The sequence below is a fragment of the Edwardsiella anguillarum ET080813 genome, assembly GCF_000264765.2.
In the GTDB taxonomy this organism is placed as follows: domain Bacteria; phylum Pseudomonadota; class Gammaproteobacteria; order Enterobacterales; family Enterobacteriaceae; genus Edwardsiella; species Edwardsiella anguillarum.
The window spans coordinates 39514-55710 of sequence record NZ_CP006665.1 but is presented as its reverse complement, the minus strand read 5'-3'; the positions used below and the strand labels follow the sequence as shown (position 1 = coordinate 55710).

15 protein-coding genes and 2 pseudogenes are annotated in these 16197 nt (G+C 46.4%); 10 read left to right on the top strand and 7 right to left on the bottom strand.

From position 1 onward, the window contains the following. Positions 1–1723: 1723 nt before the first annotated feature. Complete coding sequence (locus tag ETEE_RS19035) at positions 1724–2833, bottom strand: hypothetical protein (RefSeq protein WP_034164960.1); 1110 nt, start codon at positions 2831–2833, stop codon at positions 1724–1726. A gap of 276 nt (positions 2834–3109) precedes the next feature. Further along, on the bottom strand, positions 3110–3664 hold the full coding sequence (gene mobI, locus ETEE_RS22155) for a conjugative transfer protein MobI(A/C) (RefSeq protein WP_051905139.1): 555 nt from the start codon (positions 3662–3664) through the stop codon (positions 3110–3112). 469 nt (positions 3665–4133) lie between these two features. Between mobI and ETEE_RS19025 the strand changes: the two are divergent. The 5 genes and pseudogenes from ETEE_RS19025 to fghA all read left to right on the top strand — a co-directional run. After that, positions 4134–4274: pseudogene (locus tag ETEE_RS19025) on the top strand (ParM/StbA family protein); the annotation flags it as partial. Between the two features lie 299 nt (positions 4275–4573). Then, positions 4574–4849 carry a formaldehyde-responsive transcriptional repressor FrmR gene (gene frmR / locus ETEE_RS19020; protein ID WP_001141270.1) on the top strand — a complete coding sequence of 92 codons (276 nt, stop codon included), beginning with the start codon at positions 4574–4576 and terminating at the stop codon, positions 4847–4849. 30 nt (positions 4850–4879) lie between these two features. Beyond that, positions 4880–5989: an S-(hydroxymethyl)glutathione dehydrogenase gene (gene frmA, locus ETEE_RS19015; RefSeq protein WP_000842086.1), complete on the top strand. Its 1110-nt coding sequence runs from the start codon at positions 4880–4882 to the stop codon at positions 5987–5989. A gap of 41 nt (positions 5990–6030) precedes the next feature. After that, on the top strand, positions 6031–6429 hold the full coding sequence (locus tag ETEE_RS19010; protein ID WP_000235177.1) for a VOC family protein: 399 nt from the start codon (positions 6031–6033) through the stop codon (positions 6427–6429). Positions 6430–6494: 65 nt separating this feature from the next. Continuing rightward, positions 6495–7331, top strand: coding sequence for an S-formylglutathione hydrolase (gene fghA / locus ETEE_RS19005; RefSeq protein ID WP_009652884.1), 837 nt, complete (start codon positions 6495–6497; stop codon positions 7329–7331). 27 nt (positions 7332–7358) lie between these two features. Here fghA and ETEE_RS19000 read toward each other — a convergent pair whose 3' ends face one another. After that, on the bottom strand, positions 7359–7994 hold the full coding sequence (locus tag ETEE_RS19000; RefSeq protein WP_000470624.1) for a recombinase family protein: 636 nt from the start codon (positions 7992–7994) through the stop codon (positions 7359–7361). Positions 7995–8161: 167 nt separating this feature from the next. Here ETEE_RS19000 and ETEE_RS18995 point away from each other — a divergent pair, with 167 nt between their 5' ends. The 4 genes and pseudogenes from ETEE_RS18995 (at position 8162) to ETEE_RS18985 (ending at position 12759) form a co-directional block, all read left to right on the top strand. Next, entirely contained in the window at positions 8162–11149 is a 2988-nt protein-coding gene (locus tag ETEE_RS18995; protein ID WP_034164963.1) for a Tn3 family transposase, read from the top strand. Between the two features lie 22 nt (positions 11150–11171). Then, positions 11172–12029 (top strand): annotated as a pseudogene (locus ETEE_RS18990) (ParM/StbA family protein); the annotation flags it as partial. Positions 12030–12045: 16 nt separating this feature from the next. Continuing rightward, positions 12046–12333 carry a hypothetical protein gene (locus tag ETEE_RS22150; protein WP_071881963.1) on the top strand — a complete coding sequence of 96 codons (288 nt, stop codon included), beginning with the start codon at positions 12046–12048 and terminating at the stop codon, positions 12331–12333. Beyond that, on the top strand, positions 12334–12759 hold the full coding sequence (locus tag ETEE_RS18985) for an H-NS family histone-like protein (protein WP_034164964.1): 426 nt from the start codon (positions 12334–12336) through the stop codon (positions 12757–12759). Positions 12760–12816: 57 nt separating this feature from the next. On the opposite strand, the gene ETEE_RS20630 is transcribed toward ETEE_RS18985, so the two are convergent. Genes ETEE_RS20630 through ETEE_RS20620 form a run of 4 tightly spaced genes read right to left on the bottom strand, consistent with a single transcriptional unit; the run spans position 12817 to position 14807 of the window. After that, positions 12817–13389 carry a FlhC family transcriptional regulator gene (locus tag ETEE_RS20630; RefSeq protein WP_095666588.1) on the bottom strand — a complete coding sequence of 191 codons (573 nt, stop codon included), beginning with the start codon at positions 13387–13389 and terminating at the stop codon, positions 12817–12819. Beyond that, positions 13389–13997: a transcriptional regulator gene (locus tag ETEE_RS18980; RefSeq protein ID WP_071881961.1), complete on the bottom strand. Its 609-nt coding sequence runs from the start codon at positions 13995–13997 to the stop codon at positions 13389–13391. The genes ETEE_RS20630 and ETEE_RS18980 overlap by 1 nt, the downstream gene beginning before the upstream one ends. A 10-nt stretch (positions 13998–14007) precedes the next feature. Further along, on the bottom strand, positions 14008–14541 hold the full coding sequence (locus ETEE_RS20625) for a transglycosylase SLT domain-containing protein (protein WP_071881960.1): 534 nt from the start codon (positions 14539–14541) through the stop codon (positions 14008–14010). After that, positions 14541–14807, bottom strand: a complete 267-nt coding sequence (locus ETEE_RS20620) for a helix-turn-helix domain-containing protein (protein WP_034171872.1) — start codon at positions 14805–14807, stop codon at positions 14541–14543. Before ETEE_RS20620 ends, ETEE_RS20625 begins: the two co-directional genes overlap by 1 nt. Before the next feature lie 973 nt (positions 14808–15780). Here ETEE_RS20620 and ETEE_RS18975 point away from each other — a divergent pair. Then, positions 15781–16176 (top strand): hypothetical protein, encoded by a 396-nt coding sequence (locus tag ETEE_RS18975; protein ID WP_051905134.1) that lies wholly within the window; start codon positions 15781–15783, stop codon positions 16174–16176. Positions 16177–16197: the final 21 nt, after the last annotated feature.

The window sequence follows — 16197 nt, the reverse complement described above, 5'->3', positions numbered from 1 at the left end:
GTATCTAAGATCCTCAGTTCCAGAAGAGGGGGGCTGGATATCTGGGACTGATGCACGTTTGGTGAATTCACTATGATATTCCTGTGCCATATGGGAACGCTGCACAGTTAGTTATGGGTACATTGTTGGTCTGTCTTATGTTGGAGCACTGCACGAATCGCCTGATGTTAGTTTCAAGGGGCCTAAGATGTCGATCTTACTAGTCATTTTTTCAGCTATCACAGGACTCTGCATTTCTGTAGCTCTAATACGGCGCTCATCGAGGAGAGTGCTAGGACTCCACCTAAGCTGGAGTGAGTCTCTTAAAATCGTTTTGGTGCGGACTGTAGCTGCGCTTGGGCTTGGGTTCGGTGCAGGGGTAATCATCTCAAACTGCATAGAACGTGAAATTATGAGTGAGTCTGTTCTGGAAGAACATACGTTGCTATCAGTGGTCATTACTCTACTTTGTTCGTTTGGGGCTTTTTTAGCTTTTCAATGGATCGTTGCAAGGATCTCGGGAAGATCGTTCGGTGTGAGGGCTCTGTTTAGGGTGACTCTGTATGAAACCGGATACTTTTTCCTGTGGGCGTTCATCCTGTTGAGCTTGTGCTATACGTTGATTGCGATATGGCCATTTTTTCAATGAAAATTTAACTGATTGTTTTTTGTTCCTTATTCATAAGGATCAATATAAAGATCTTTAGATCTTTGACTAAAGGATAGAAACGGATAAATAAGGGTTAGGGACACCTTATTTTTACTTAATCGCATGATATTACTATTGTTCTTCCATTTTCATCGTGCAATGCTCCCACATGTTAACGTGCAACGTTCCCATAGGTTGCCGTGCAACGTTCCCATATATCCTTAGATCTCTGATCCTTTTATCCACAGCAATAGCATTTTTTTTCCACAAAATTCCTTGAAAATTGCATATCCGTGCAGCTCTCCCATATGTTTGAGTTCTGATCCGTGCAGCTCTCCCATATGTTTTTCTGTAACTGTGCAACGTTCCCATATGGTCACTCACTATCGTGCAATGTTCCCATATACCAAAGTTGTTCATATTTTGAACCGTGCAACGGTCCCACATATAACCGTGCAGCATTCCCACATATACATCACCTACTTATGCACAGAATTTGTGGATAAGTTTTGCCCACTGCATGTCTGATCATGCCTATTTTTTAGGCGATGATGGCATTTTTAATGTCTGTCTCCATCTGTCAACCTATGTTCCCTTTTGTCATCCGTGCAAGGTTCCCATATGGAAGGGGTGATCCCCTGGTCTATCGTGCAACGTTCCCATATATAGACCCTCTAACCGTGCAGCGTTCCCACATAGATGAGCTCTTATCGTGCAAGGTTCCCACATATAGAGCCTCTAACCGTGCAAGGTTCCCATATACTGTATTTATAAATATCAATAAGTTATATCTATATGGTTCGGCCTGGTCTATTCGTCGATTTCTCGCATCTGTATCTATCGTGCAGCGTTCCCATATATGAGATAGGGACTTAGTTCATGTTCCTCTGATCGGTCTTGGCCGGGGGATATCGTGCAACGCTCCCACATGTTAACGTGCAATGGTCCCACATAGACGAACTCTTATCGTGCAACATTCCCATATATAGAGCCTTTAACCGTGCAACGTTCCCATATATCAATATTCACCGATCCCTTTCTAAGGGCATGAAAAAAGGCGCATTGCGCCTTTTCTCTTAGTTTGTATAGATAGGACTATCTACCTTTGATCTTCTTTATTTTGGTCTCATCAATGATGTCGTGGTCTATCAAACCTTGTTTAATGGCGCGCAACTCTGTTTGCTGCTTGCGCTTGTTGGATGCCATGACTTGTTTCACAAAACTCTCATGAGGTTTGATGACGTAGCGAACATCGATGATCTTACGGCCATCCTTGATCTGAGTAGCATCATATCCGCTGATAACTTCTTGCTTTATGAGTGACTCAAGCGCTAGTTTCATGGCCCGTACATTCTCGGGCATTCTGGGGCTTAACTCACGAGGGCTCTGAGTCAAAAAGCTTATGAGTGATGGAGTGTAGGGCGAGTCAGGAGACGCTTGAGTCCAATAGTGACTCATACGTTTGTAGATATACCTAGCTAGAGGAGATCGTATTTGCATTCCGAGCTTGTAGTTATACTGCCGAAAGGACAAGTTCATGATCGAATCATTAACCAAGGGATTGAACTGGACATAGCACCGTGCATTACCGCCTTTTTTGCGGAATTCACCTCTAGTCGTCAGTCCCACCATCGGGAAGAAGCTGGAGCTGATGAACGCTTCTCCATCATCGCTAATACACTCTAGGGTTGCTCCTCGGCAGATCTGAATAGCTTCTTTGACTTCGTTTAGATTGTATCCGTGCCCCATCTTTGAGAGCTCTTTCTGGAGCTCATATAGGGTGAACATGACACCTGCTTTGCCTTCGATGATATGGCCTTTGCCATTCACCGCTAGCTTTCTGAGAGCATCCTCTAATATCTCCTCTCTCTGTCCGGCATAGATGAGCACCGTTCTTCCATCATCTTTTTCTATGATGGCTGGTTTCACTTTTACTATGAACTGCTTACCTCTGATGGTGCATTGTCTTGTCACGACAGCATTAGAAAGATCTTCGTGCTCTCGTTTTTGATCCCAGATGTATTTGGGGAGTGCGTCATAGATCTCAATCGTGTTGGAGTAGTCATCCTTCTTGGCTGGAGATTCAATGATCTCGAACAAGCTCATCTGCGGCGACTCTTTGACTACATTGAGTTGCTCCAAGTCTATGTCTCTAGCTCTTTTACTCATGGCTGTTCCGTCAATACATTCTAGGTTGTAATCCATGCTGCCAGTAGCGTTAGCACACCAAGCGCTACTGTCGCTGAGAACACTAGCTGGTAGAAACGGTGCTTTGTTGTTCCAGAAGTGTTAGTCATGAAGCGAAGAACTGTTGATTCATACCGTGCATGAGCTAGTTCGCCTCTCAAGGTGTTTGAGCTCCCCTTGTGGGCGACTGATCCTCCTGTTGCTTGCCGAGGGCTAGGGCGGTTGAACCTAATCATTGCCTCACATTTTCCGAGCTTGGCTAAGTCAGTTGCTGCTACTGATTTTGTCATAACATCACTCTTGCTCGTTCGGAACGTTCTTGTTGTAACTTTGGGCTGTCAGCCGCTCGTACTCACGGACTGCTTTACGAATTTTTGATAGTGCGGCTGCTCGTTGCCGTATTGGCGTATACCGGCTTTCTACGTGCTCGATCAACTCTTGAGCCCATTGGGGCTCCTTCTTGAAGTGCGACATGCTGTATGAGGTTCCAGGTCCTTTACTGATGTATGTCGATAGCACCTTTTTCTTTTGGCCTAGTACAGCGTCGAAGAAGCGATTGTAATACCACTCTAAACTGAGTGATACCCCGATGATTCGTACACGAGTGCCAACTCGTCCTTGTTCGTTGCCCCGAGCCTCTGCTCGTGCCTCCCGATGCATATCCCAGTATGAGTCAGCCTCAAGTTGAGCCTCTAAGGCGAGAACAGCAAGCTCACGATCACATGCACTCTGTATGTCTGATACAAACTTACTGTGTGCTGTATCGAAGTCCTCCTTTAGGAGGCTACCGCGCTCTTTGGCTCTATCTACTTTTAGCAGTTCGAGACATTTTTCTTTTGGTAAGCCCAATGTTATCTCCTATCCAAATCCTATCCAGTTCCTTTCCACATTTCTATCTATCTGGAATTTGAGTACCAGTTTTCCAATATGTGGAATTTGAATCTAGGATAAGGCTAGTGAATCCATGAAATTTATTGACCACTATTCCTATCTATCTGGAATTTTACCCTATGTTTTTCCATATACAAGTGAAAAAAATTGACCAAAATTCCAGATAGATAGGGAAATCACCTTAGGAATTTCACATGAAAGAGGAGCTTGCATACCCATAGCCATACACCGAGTGGGTGAGGGGCATTTTTCGGTAGGCTAGCTTGGTACTACAGCCGTCAGTAGATGATCTCCATCTAAAAGCCACCAAAAAACGACCAAAGCTCCCATTTTGGGTTATTAGAGAGTGCGTATATGAAAATCTATGGCTGTATCATCCTCTTACTGATTGAAAAGCAATCTAAAAGCAATCGATGGAGGAGGTGTTATGCAAGAGTTCGTACTGGGATTGGATATTGGCTATTCCAACATGAAACTGACTATGGGCTATAAGGATGATGAGCCAAGAACAGTGATTATGCCTGTTGGGGCGGGACCGTTGAAGCTGATGCCGCAGCAGTTAATTGGGGTCAGTTTGGATATCGAAAATTATTGTACGTTAGGCTCATTTTTTGACCATCAATGATGAGCCAATATCTGGCGAAATTTAACAGAACCGCCTATGCCCCAAATCCCGTATCGGTAGATATCATTTTTGTAGTAACTTTCCTTCCGACAGTATCACAGCCAAAAATAATATAAATATATGATTTATATCGCAAATAAAGGTAGTTATGTTTATTCTTAGTTATACTATAGTGGAGTATGCATTGACGATAATTATATACTCCACTATAGTATATAAAATCAAAAATGGTGAGGTAAATAATGCCCAGTACTCCTGAAGAGAAAAAAAAGGTCCTTACCCGTGTTCGCCGCATTCGGGGTCAGATTGATGCTCTGGAAAGAGCGCTGGAAAATGGTGCTGAATGCCGTTCCATTCTTCAGCAGATAGCTGCCGTTCGCGGAGCAGCTAACGGTCTTATGGCAGAGGTGCTCGAGAGCCACATACGGGAAACCTTTGACCAGAATGACAGCTACAGCCATGAAATCAGTAAATCCGTTGACGATACGATTGAACTGGTTCGCGCCTATCTTAAATAGCTAAGCCATCACATTGAGGATAATTTACATATGAAATCACGTGCTGCCGTTGCATTTGCACCAGGGAAGCCCCTGGAGATTGTTGAAATTGATGTTGCACCACCTAAAAAAGGCGAGGTGCTGATTAAAAATACCCACACCGGTGTCTGCCACACCGATGCCTTTACCCTCTCCGGGAACGATCCTGAGGGCGTTTTCCCGGTGGTTCTCGGCCACGAAGGGGCCGGTGTCGTCGTGGAGGTCGGTGAAGGCGTGACCAGCGTGAAGCCGGGAGACCATGTGATTCCGCTTTACACCGCCGAATGCGGGGAGTGTGAATTCTGTCAGTCCGGGAAAACGAACCTCTGTGTATCGGTTCGCGAAACTCAGGGAAAAGGACTGATGCCTGACGGAACCACCCGCTTTTCTTACAATGGCCAGCCTCTTTACCACTACATGGGATGCTCCACCTTCAGTGAGTATACGGTAGTGGCCGAGGTTTCTCTGGCAAAAATTAACCCGGAGGCAAACCATGAACACGTCTGCCTGCTGGGCTGTGGCGTGACTACCGGGATTGGCGCTGTTCACAACACAGCGAAAGTACAGCCTGGAGATTCTGTCGCTATTTTTGGTCTTGGCGCAATCGGTCTGGCTGCCGTTCAGGGGGCTCGCCAGGCAAAAGCAGGACGCATTATCGCTATCGACACCAACCCGGCCAAATTCGAACTTGCCCGTCAGTTCGGTGCAACCGACTGCATCAACCCGAACGACCATGACAAACCGATTAAAGATGTGCTGCTTGAAATCAACAAATGGGGCATTGACCACACTTTTGAATGTATCGGTAACGTCAACGTTATGCGTGCGGCGCTGGAAAGTGCTCACCGTGGCTGGGGCCAGTCCATTGTCATCGGCGTGGCCGGCGCCGGGCAGGAGATATCCACCCGTCCATTCCAGCTCGTTACCGGGCGCGTATGGAAAGGTTCTGCTTTCGGCGGAGTGAAAGGCCGTACGCAACTTCCGGCCATGGTAGAAGATGCCATGAAGGGTGAAATTGAACTGGAGCCATTTGTTACCCACACGATGACGCTGGATGAAATCAATGAGGCCTTCGATCTTATGCATGAAGGTAAATCAATCCGTACGGTAATCCGTTACTGATAGCGTCTTAACTGAGTCAAACCAACTGAAGGAAATGGATCATGGCAACACCTGTAATTTCTGGTAATGACGTTTTTTCCCACGTCTTCATCGGTGCATCCGATGTTGAAAAATCCGCTGATTTTTACGATGCTGTCCTCGGTACGCTTGGCATCAATAACCTCGGCCCGTTTGGCAATGGCTGGGTACTTTATGGTCGCGAAAAGCCAGCCTTTATTATTGCACATCCGGGCAACGGTGAAGCGCCATCGGCCAACGGCGTTACTGTCGGCTTTGCAGCTGCAAGTCCGGAAGAAGTTGATGCTTTCCACGCCGCGGGCCTTGCCGCCGGAGGGAAAGATGAAGGTCAGCCTGGCCCGCGCAGCCATCTCCCTGGAGCCTATGCAGCCTACCTGCGAGACCCTGCGGGTAACAAAATCACGGCTTATACGTTCATCTGACGTCCGGCTATAAAGAGACTTCCCCTGACTCCCTGTCAGGGGAAATAACCATGAGACAGAGGCTGATGGAACTCATCGAGCAGCATGCCAGCGCTGGCGGCTGGCAAAACGTATACCGCCATAATTCACAAACACTTAATTGTGGGATGAATTTCGGTGTTTATCTTCCCCCCAAAGCAGCAACAGAAAAACTGCCGGTCCTGTACTGGCTCTCGGGTCTGACCTGTACGGAGCAGAATTTCATCACCAAATCGGGTATGCAGCATTATGCCGCCAGGAACAACATCATCGTCGTTGTTCCTGATACCAGTCCCCGTGGAGAGCATGTCGCAGATGCTGACAGCTACGATCTGGGCCAGGGTGCCGGATTTTATCTGAACGCGACGGAACATCCGTGGAACACGCATTACAGGATGTATGACTATATTCTCCATGAGCTTCCGGATGTTGTCATGGAGCATTTACCTGTAACATCAAGGAAATCAATATCCGGTCACTCCATGGGGGGGCTGGGAGCGCTGGTTCTGTCGCTGCGAAATCCTGATGAATATGTGAGTGTATCGGCATTTTCACCAATAGTGTCACCTTCTCAGGTGCCATGGGGACAACAGGCATTCACCGCGTACCTGGGTGAAAATAAAAAAACGTGGGAGCACTACGATCCCGTCAGTCTCATTTTACAGGGTGCGAAATTACCAGAAATTTTTATTGACCAGGGATTAAGTGACGCCTTTTATGAAGATCAGTTACGCACTAAAAGTCTTGAAAGAGTGTGCAACGAGATGAACATCAACACATCATTCCGATATCATACTGGTTACGACCACAGCTATTATTTCATTTCCAGCTTTATTGGTGAGCACATTGCTTACCATGCCAACAGGCTCAGGCTGTCAGCATGAGTTGATTTCCAGCCTCAGAAAATGTGCTTAATTTTCAGGCCTGAACAGGGCCTGAATCCTGCAGACCTGAGATGTGCTGTAACCGGTGGCTTCAGCAGTTTCTCTTATGCTCAGTTTCTTGACCTGTCGGTAATACAGAACTTTCTTATGTCGTTCCTGATCGGCCTGTTTGCCCCGGTATTTTCCCAGCGTATGTGCCCGTTCAATTCCCTGCTTCTGCCGATGGCGGCGGCTCAGCCAGTCCTTATGCGACATCGAGGCCATCAGGTCGATAAGCATATTATTGATGGCGGTTATCACGGCGCGGGTGATTGGGTCAGCCTGCGAAGGATCTTTATCTGACAGCGCCTGCCATGAGGTGGGTACATCGAGGCTGACAATCCGCAGCTCGTGTTGCTCGATTTGCTTTTTCAGCGTCATCCAGTCGCTGTTGCTCAGACGGGTCAGACGGTCTATCTGCTCGACCAGTAAAATATCATTGCGGTGACTGTCCATCAGTAAGCGCCCCAGTTCCGGGCGGTCAAGTTTTGTACCGCTGATGTTCTCCCGGTAGTAACTGGCTATTTTATGTCCCCGCTCCTGAACAAACTGCTCCAGCATCTCTTTTGCCCGATCGGCGAACTGATCTTCCGTCGATGCCCTTAAATAAGCTCTGATGAACATTTTTCCACCACGTTATCGCATTTAAGTTATTGCATTTAATCTATCGCATATAGGTTATGTCATTCATCGTGTGCCGTCACGTTTTGAATATGGCGTCAGGGTGTACCCTTATGCGATAAGCATTTCTGTTAAAAATACCGCATCGGATAATTTACGAGGGAAACTATATGGCAAGGAGGCAGATTCTTTCTCTGTCGGAAAGAGAATCATTACTGGCATTACCGGACGAAGAGTTAACGCTGACCCGGATGGCGTATTTCAGTGAACATGATCTGGCACTTATCAGTGCCCACCGTAAACCTGCCAGCCGTTTTGGTTTTGCCGTCCTTCTTTGCTATCTGAAAAATGTCGGCTTTACCCCGGATAAAAAAATCCCTCCCTCTGATGCGCTGCTGAAGCATATCGCCAGCAGGCTAAAACTTACCGGGGATCTCTGGCCAGCTTACCTTTCCGGCAGGGAAACCACGCGACGCGAACATTTAACCGAACTGTACCGCTATCTTGGCTTAAAAGCGTTCACCGGCAAAATACAGCAGGACTGTATTACACACCTGCTGCCGATGGCGACGCGCACCGATAAAGGTATTCTCCTGGCCGAAGAACTACTGGTCTGGCTCCGGCAGAACAACGTGATAATCCCCTCGATTGATGTCGTGGAGCGTTCCTGTGCTGAGGCCATGGCAGGCGGCGATAAAATCGTGTTTCAGACCCTGAATGCCCCGTTAACTCCGGCTCACAGGGATGCTCTGGATTGTTTACTTGAGTCATCGGATAATCAGTCTTCCAGGCTGACATGGCTTCTGCAACCTCCGGGTAAAATCAATGGTAAGAACGTGCTGCAACACCTTGATCGGCTCAGTAGCATTGAATCGCTGGCATTACCGGAAGGTATAGATCGTACCATTCACCAGAACCGGTTGCTGAAACTGGCGCGGGAAGGCCGAAAGATGAGCAGCCGGGATTTGACCCGATTTTCAGCAGCCCGGCGTCATGCGATCCTGGTGTGCGTGCTGGAAGAAGCCAGAGCCACACTGACAGACGAAGTGATTGAGTTGCATGAGCGAATGCTGAACAGCCTTTTCAGCAAAGCCAAAAGAACACAGGCTGAGCGCCTTCAGCAGACCGGAAAGCTGATCCAGTCAAAACTGAGGCAGTACATCAATGTCGGTCAGGCGCTGTCTGATGCCCGTGATTCCGGGGGAGATCCATGGCTCGCAATAGAAAACATACTCCCATGGCCTGAATTTGTCGCCAGTCTGGAGGAAACACGCCATCTCGCCAGAAAAAATAATTTTGACCCGCTGCATATTATTACCGAGAAATACAGCACATTACGGAAATATGCCCCGCGCATGTTGTCAGCTTTACAGTTAATCGCAACTCCGGCAGCGCAACCTCTGGCTGATGCGCTGGTTGTGATCAAGGATATGTACCGGAAGCAGTCACGTAAAGTTCCGGCCACCGCGCCGCTTGAGTTTGTCCCAGAAAGTTGGCGCAAGGTGGTAATTACACCTGCGGGTATTGACCGGCAGTACTATGAATTTTGTGCGCTCAGCGAGCTTAAGGGGGCGTTGCGTTCCGGGGACATCTGGGTTAAAGGCTCACGCCGCTACAAAAATTTTGATGATTACCTCATTCCCGAAAAGGACTTTGACAAACTCACACCGGCGCTGCCACTTCCCGTATCTGCTGATTATCATGAGTACATTACCAGCCGTATGACCCTGCTTCAGTCCAGGCTTGAAGAGGTCAATGCCATGGCTGCCCTTGGTGAACTGCCCGATGTGGAAATATCTTACAGGGGCGTAAAAGTCTCTCCGCTGGATAACAGCGTTCCGGTGCAGGTTTCACCGCTGGCAGAGCTGGTTTACAGCATGCTACCGCGCCCTAAAATCACGGAAATTCTCGATGAGGTAAACAGCTGGACGACGTTTACCCGACATTTTTCGCATATAAAAACTGACATTACCCGTCCCGATATCCGCCTGCTTCTCACCACCATTCTTGCGGATGGCATCAATCTTGGCCTGACCAAAATGGCGGAAGCCTGCCCCGGTAGCACCAAATCATCACTCGAAGATATTCAGGCATGGTACATCCGCGACGAAACCTATTCAGCAGCCCTTGCAGAGCTGGTAAACGCGCAGGGGAAAAGGCCGCTGGCGGCATTCTGGGGAGACGGGACAACATCATCATCAGATGGACAGAATTTCAGAACAGGCAGATCAGGCCGCTACGCAGGGCAGGTTAACCCGAAATACGGGCAGGAGCCCGGACGTCAGTTTTATACCCATATTTCGGATCAATACAGCCCGTTTTACACCTGCATAATCAGTCGGGTCAGAGATTCAACCCATGTGCTCGATGGCTTGCTGTACCACGAAAGCGACCTGGAAATCAGGGAGCATTACACCGATACAGCGGGTTTCACCGATCATGTCTTTGCCCTGATGCATCTGCTGGGATTTGCGTTCTGTCCGCGAATCAGGGATCTCCACGACAAGAAGCTATTTATCAAAGGGAAAGCAGGCCAGTACCCGGCGCTTCAGTCACTGATATCAACAACCAGCCTGAATCTGAAAGAGATCGATATTCACTGGCGTGAAGTGCTGCGTCTGGCAACCTCGATAAAGCAGGGAACCGTGACGGCATCCCTGATGCTGAAAAAGCTTGCCAGCTACCCCAAGCAAAACGGGCTGGCCAAAGCACTGAGAGAAATTGGCCGTATTGAACGAACTCTGTTTATGCTCGACTGGTTCCGCGATCCTGCACTGCGTCGGCGGGTACAGGCGGGGCTGAATAAAGGTGAAGCCCGTAACGCGCTGGCGCGAGCGGTATTTATGCACCGGCTGGGAGAAATCAGGGACCGAAAACCGGAAAATCAGAGCTATCGCGCCAGTGGACTGACGCTCCTGACAGCTGCCATATCCCTGTGGAATACCGTCTATATGGAAAGAGCTGTCGATGCTCTGAAGCGTAAGGGAGTGAAGATCAACGAGCAACTGCTGTCGCATTTGTCCCCGCTAGGCTGGGAACACATCAATCTGACAGGCGATTATATATGGAAAAGCAACCGGATACCGTCAGCCGGTAAGTTTCGTCGGCTGAGGCCAGCTAAATTAGGCAGGTCAAAAAATAACCTTAACGTACAATAATTTTCGATATCCAAACTGACCCCTAATTGGAGGAGCAGCAACGGATAGCTGCATTCAAGTCATGATTGATAATGAGCAATGGGTTGCCGGTGTTGAACCAGAACGGCTACAAGGATGGGAACGTGAGTTACATAGTGACTATCCTTCTACTAACCCATATCGGGCCTTATTTTATGCGGCTCTCCTGCTATCTGAGCAGAAGGAGATTGATGTTTTAGTGACAGGGCTTCCGGTTGATCAGTACATGAAAGCTGAGCTGCGAGATGCGCTAAAAGTAAGATTGGAAGGGGTACATCAGATCACTCCTAAGCGGAGCGTTGCAGTGAAATCTGTGATCGTTGTTCCACAGCCAGCGGGAGCTTATATGGATGTGGTTAACTCAACCTCGGATGAAGAGCTACTTGAAATCATTCAAGGGGGTAAAACCATTGTTATTGACCCTGGTTTTTTCTCTGTTGATTGGGTGGCGCTTGAAGAGGGAGAAGTTCGCTATCACTCGTCGGGTACAAGTCTCAAGGCTATGTCAGTCCTGTTACAGGAGACTAATCTTTTGATTCGTGCAGATCATGGTGGGGCTCCAGGCATTGAGAAAATCGAGAAGGCTATCCGAGCGGGTAAGCAGGAGATTTTTTTGTATGGTGAGAAAGTATCAATCACGGATTATTTCAAGAAAGCCTCTATCCAGGTAGCTCAGAGTGCTCTCATTCCAATGCGTTCGTCTATGCGAGAGGATGGGATGGATGCTGACGTAGTGCTTTTAGCTGGTGGGGGTGCGGAGGCATACAGAGAGGCTGCGAAGGAGCTTTTTCCTAAGAGCCGGATCATCTTGCCAGATGACTCGGTTGCAGCAAATGCGAGAGGTTTCTGGTTTTGTGGCTGATGTATAGGGGGTTGCGGTGAGTGATGGCAAATGGGATGGAAAAATATCGAATTTGAATATATCCGAACAATCGTTCCCGGAGCTCTATCATGAGCTGTCCCAGATGCAGCATAAAACGCGTAGTGATAGGCTACGCGCTCTTGCATTGTTGGGGCTTTATTCTCTCCGACTTTCTGGCAATATGGTCCCCTTGGGACACGGACAGCCGAGCTCAACTGTGCAGCAGCCTGAGATTGCACAGGATGATAAAAAGTTAAGCTCTCAGCGCGGTTCGTTAAAAAATAAACTGATGGGCTCTGTATAAATGAAAGACTCTGGGGTTATTTCTCAATTATCTGTGGGGGAGCGAAGAGAGTTAGTTATCGCTGAACTCAAAAGAAAGCATCGTATACGCACCCTATTCAAAGGGCTACCTGTAAGCGAAGTTCGAGAAATTATAGAGAGAATGCAAGGCGTTTGTGATGAGCTGGAAGTGGAGTGCAAGAGACGTGAAGAGGATGAGAAAGAAAGGCGGAGTCGTGCTGAAAAAATCATGAATGACATGATTTCCTCTGGTGTTGATATAGAATTTTTAAGTGAGGTTTTTACATCAAAATCAGAGGGTTCTAATGCAAAGTACGTCAAGGATGGCATCACATGGAGCGGCTATGGCCGCCGCCCAGAAGCCTTTAAAGGATTGACAGATATTGAGTTAGAAAGGTTTCGTATTCATAACGCCAAGTCAAAATAAAATTAAGCGCCAAATTTTATTTTGGCGCTTAATTTATCAGTGGTGCTGAATTTATAATCAAGCACACTCCTTCTCTAGAATAATACTTTTGTTAATGTCAGCACTCTTTGTTGATTCCTTACAGAATGGACAGTCAACGCTTGTTCGCTGATTAACGGATGTGTAGTAGGTGCATTTGCACTTGTTACACTCTTCTAACATACCCTCCCCACTTCGCAATTCAGATGCTAGACACCAGGCATCGGTAATATCTAATGGAGTCCATTTAGCTCCTTTCATGCCAGGGACCTCGGCACGTATAGCATGATAAATACGAAAAGCTTTATCCAAAGCTGCAATTTCTATGGAGCGAGTAACAATGGCAATTGTACCAATGTTACAATATAGCTGCATTAATATTGATGCTTGTATTTTGTCATTATTGCTTTGAATGATGGTTGCTCCACCTCGGACAGCTCTCGATTTCCTCTCGATAGAGAAACCATCTCGCTCAAGATCCTTGCAAAGTCTTCTTACTTGCTTATAGGTTAACCCCGTTTCAATAGTGATTATTTTTGAAATGTAACCAGATAGAGCCATGTTTCTTGCTTTGACCCAGCGCCCTAAAATGCTTGAGGAGCCAATATTCATCATCTCCCTTTCCCTTTTAGAGATTGTTGCAATTTCTTGAGTACAGGTTGAGTGAGGTCCTCACGGTTCTGATCCAGTATCTCGCCAATGATGGTAGGGGAGAATCGAAGCGTGAAGTGGGTCAATGTTGTGCCAGACATATGACGTAGTTGGCTATCTGTTGCTTTAGCAACTAGTTCGGCAAGCTCGTTGGAGACTCCAAATACCTCTTTTGCTAAGCCTATATCTTGAATTGCAATGCGGTTAAATAGCAACCAGTAAGCTGCATCAAACTCATCAACTCTCTGGTTAATGAAAACCATTGGATCGTAGTCTTCATTTAACCTAGTAATGAGAATGTGCTCGGGGGTCTCTAATCTAAAAGATAAGACTACACCAGATGCTAGAGCACATATTTGGCTATGAGTAGCCTGAGCAAGCCGTTCAGCAATATCCATCCCGATGCAGAACTGAGTTGCCGCCTCCACTGGGTTTTCTTTTGCTAAAGTACATAGCAAACTCCACAAGTTCATATCGAACTCGTAGACATTTCTATCTACTTCTTGCTCTGTAACTTGTACAGCCTTGAATGCAGAGGCCTCGATGATATTCTGCTCTAGAAGTTCCACGATATCCTCCTTACAGATCACGAAGGTTACGGTAGATAGCCAGTATTCGACTGCCGTAGTTTCGAGCTCTAGCCTCATCGTTCCAGGAGTGATATCGCCCGATACCAAGCTCCAAATCACTTGGTGATGATTTTATTGCTTCGGAGAGCACCTCACTTCCGATCATTACATTTGTTTCTGGATTCAGAAGGTCTGTAGGGGAGGAAACTCTATGCCCATTCCAACGCAGATTTACTTGCATGAAACCGACATCAATACGGCCCCCATAAAGACGGATTAGCTCTACGAGTCTCTCTTTAGCTTTTTCTTCCGACTTTTCGTAATAGGGAGCATCCGGAACTCGGAGCGTCCACGGCCACGGGCTAATAGAGTCATTCCCTCGCCCTGAGGCTGACTCAGCTAACGAAACTGAGTAGATAATGAGTGGATCTATCCCATATTTTTTAGCTGCCTTGTCAAAAATGGTTCCTTGTAAGTCAATAGCATTTGTAGCTGATGACAAAAAAAGCAGAGAAAGAACCAGTGATTTTATTTTTGTATTCATCAGGTTGTCTCCTTCTTTGGCATACCATTTTGTACGTCATATCGTTCAGGCCATAGCTGTGTCGGTTTTGTACCCAATGCTTTGGCTATTTCGTGCTCCCATCTAGGGTTTTGCTTATAGAGAGCTCTTGATAACACTTGGCGAGATGTTTGGTGTTGCCTTGCCAGGGACGCCAAAGTCATCCCATTAATTTTTAGGTTGTACTTTATCCACTCTCGCTTTTCGTTTGGGTCACTTGGAAGCTCACCAACCAAGGTATTACTCATCTCTGATGACTCCTTTTTCGTAACTGAAAAATCAAAAACAGCACACCTGTCCAGGTGTGAAAGGTGGTTTCTGGTGCTAAAAAGTGAAGTTTTTTTGCGTCTCTTTTAGAGATCTATGATTGTCATAAAATGACATATTTTTACATTTATAAGTCCATAATATGATGCTGTCAATAGAATAAATTCTTTAAAAACATGGAATTAACTATGTTACGGTAGAACAATCCTGCAATGTTTTATTAATCAATAAGATAGATGTGAAATACAGGAATTGTGTAATTACTATCAGTAAAATAGGGGTTTGTGATTTACTTAGTTGATAGTAATCAAGTGCAAAAAATGAAGTTCTTTTGCAGTTGGAATAAGTAGCCGTTAAAGCCATTAATTTGACTTATTGTTCGTCCGTTTATGGAAATGTTCGGCTTACGTCTATGGTTTGCTAGATGTGGCTTCTTCAAGCAATTTCTAGCTGTAATAATTGTGAAATATTAGGTGTAGTTATGTGATACAGAAAGGGGCTGATGTGGATGATGCACGATCAGGCCTGATTATGTAGATGGTGGGGAAATACAAATCGTCCATCTATAGTGGAAGTTATTAATGAATCAGAAGTACAGGAAAGAGGCCAGTTGAAGGCATCTTTGCAGGCTGGAACCAAAGCAAAATGCTGAGCTTATGGTTGAAGGATTTGATCAGAAAATGACTCTGCATCGACTTGCAGAATGGAGTCAAAGCGCAAACTATGACTTGGTTTCTAGTGTATTCGATTTGGTTGACATGTTCAACAGTGTAATTCTATGTAATGCTTTGTTAAGAAGTGACAGCTTCGGATAATGGGGAAGAGTTTCACATGTGAAACAGTTTTGATGGTACTTGAAATGTCTCTAGCTAGTGACTTCCCTTGTAATTCTTTGCCCTATTCATAGTTGCATTTTTTGATGCTGTGTTAAACTTAAACAAAAAGGAGGGCATTATGAAGTTAATCACCACTGTTTCCCTGAATATGCTTCTCGCGTTTATGATCCCGCTTGGTATTGTGATGATGGGAGACACCCGTTGGGGGGTGATCATAATGATGATCCCAGTGATATTCTGGGGGGGACGTTTTCTGCTCTTTGTGCATAAAAGTAAGTGGGCTGCGGGGCTTTTTTGGCTAGGGATTACCTATCTTCAATGGCAAGTTGCTATTGGTATTCTATGTGCCTTTTTGGTCTTTCTGTTTATTAGAAAGCTCCTACGCACAAAAGCGGAGTACACCAAACAGCCCTCATCACGTGAAGATGATGAGGACTTGTATGCGCTATCTACTGACATCTCAACGAGAAGTCGCTTTGGTTTACATGGAGGAGTCGGTATCGGTGATGATTAGGAAGTGGGAAGACCTTCCCAC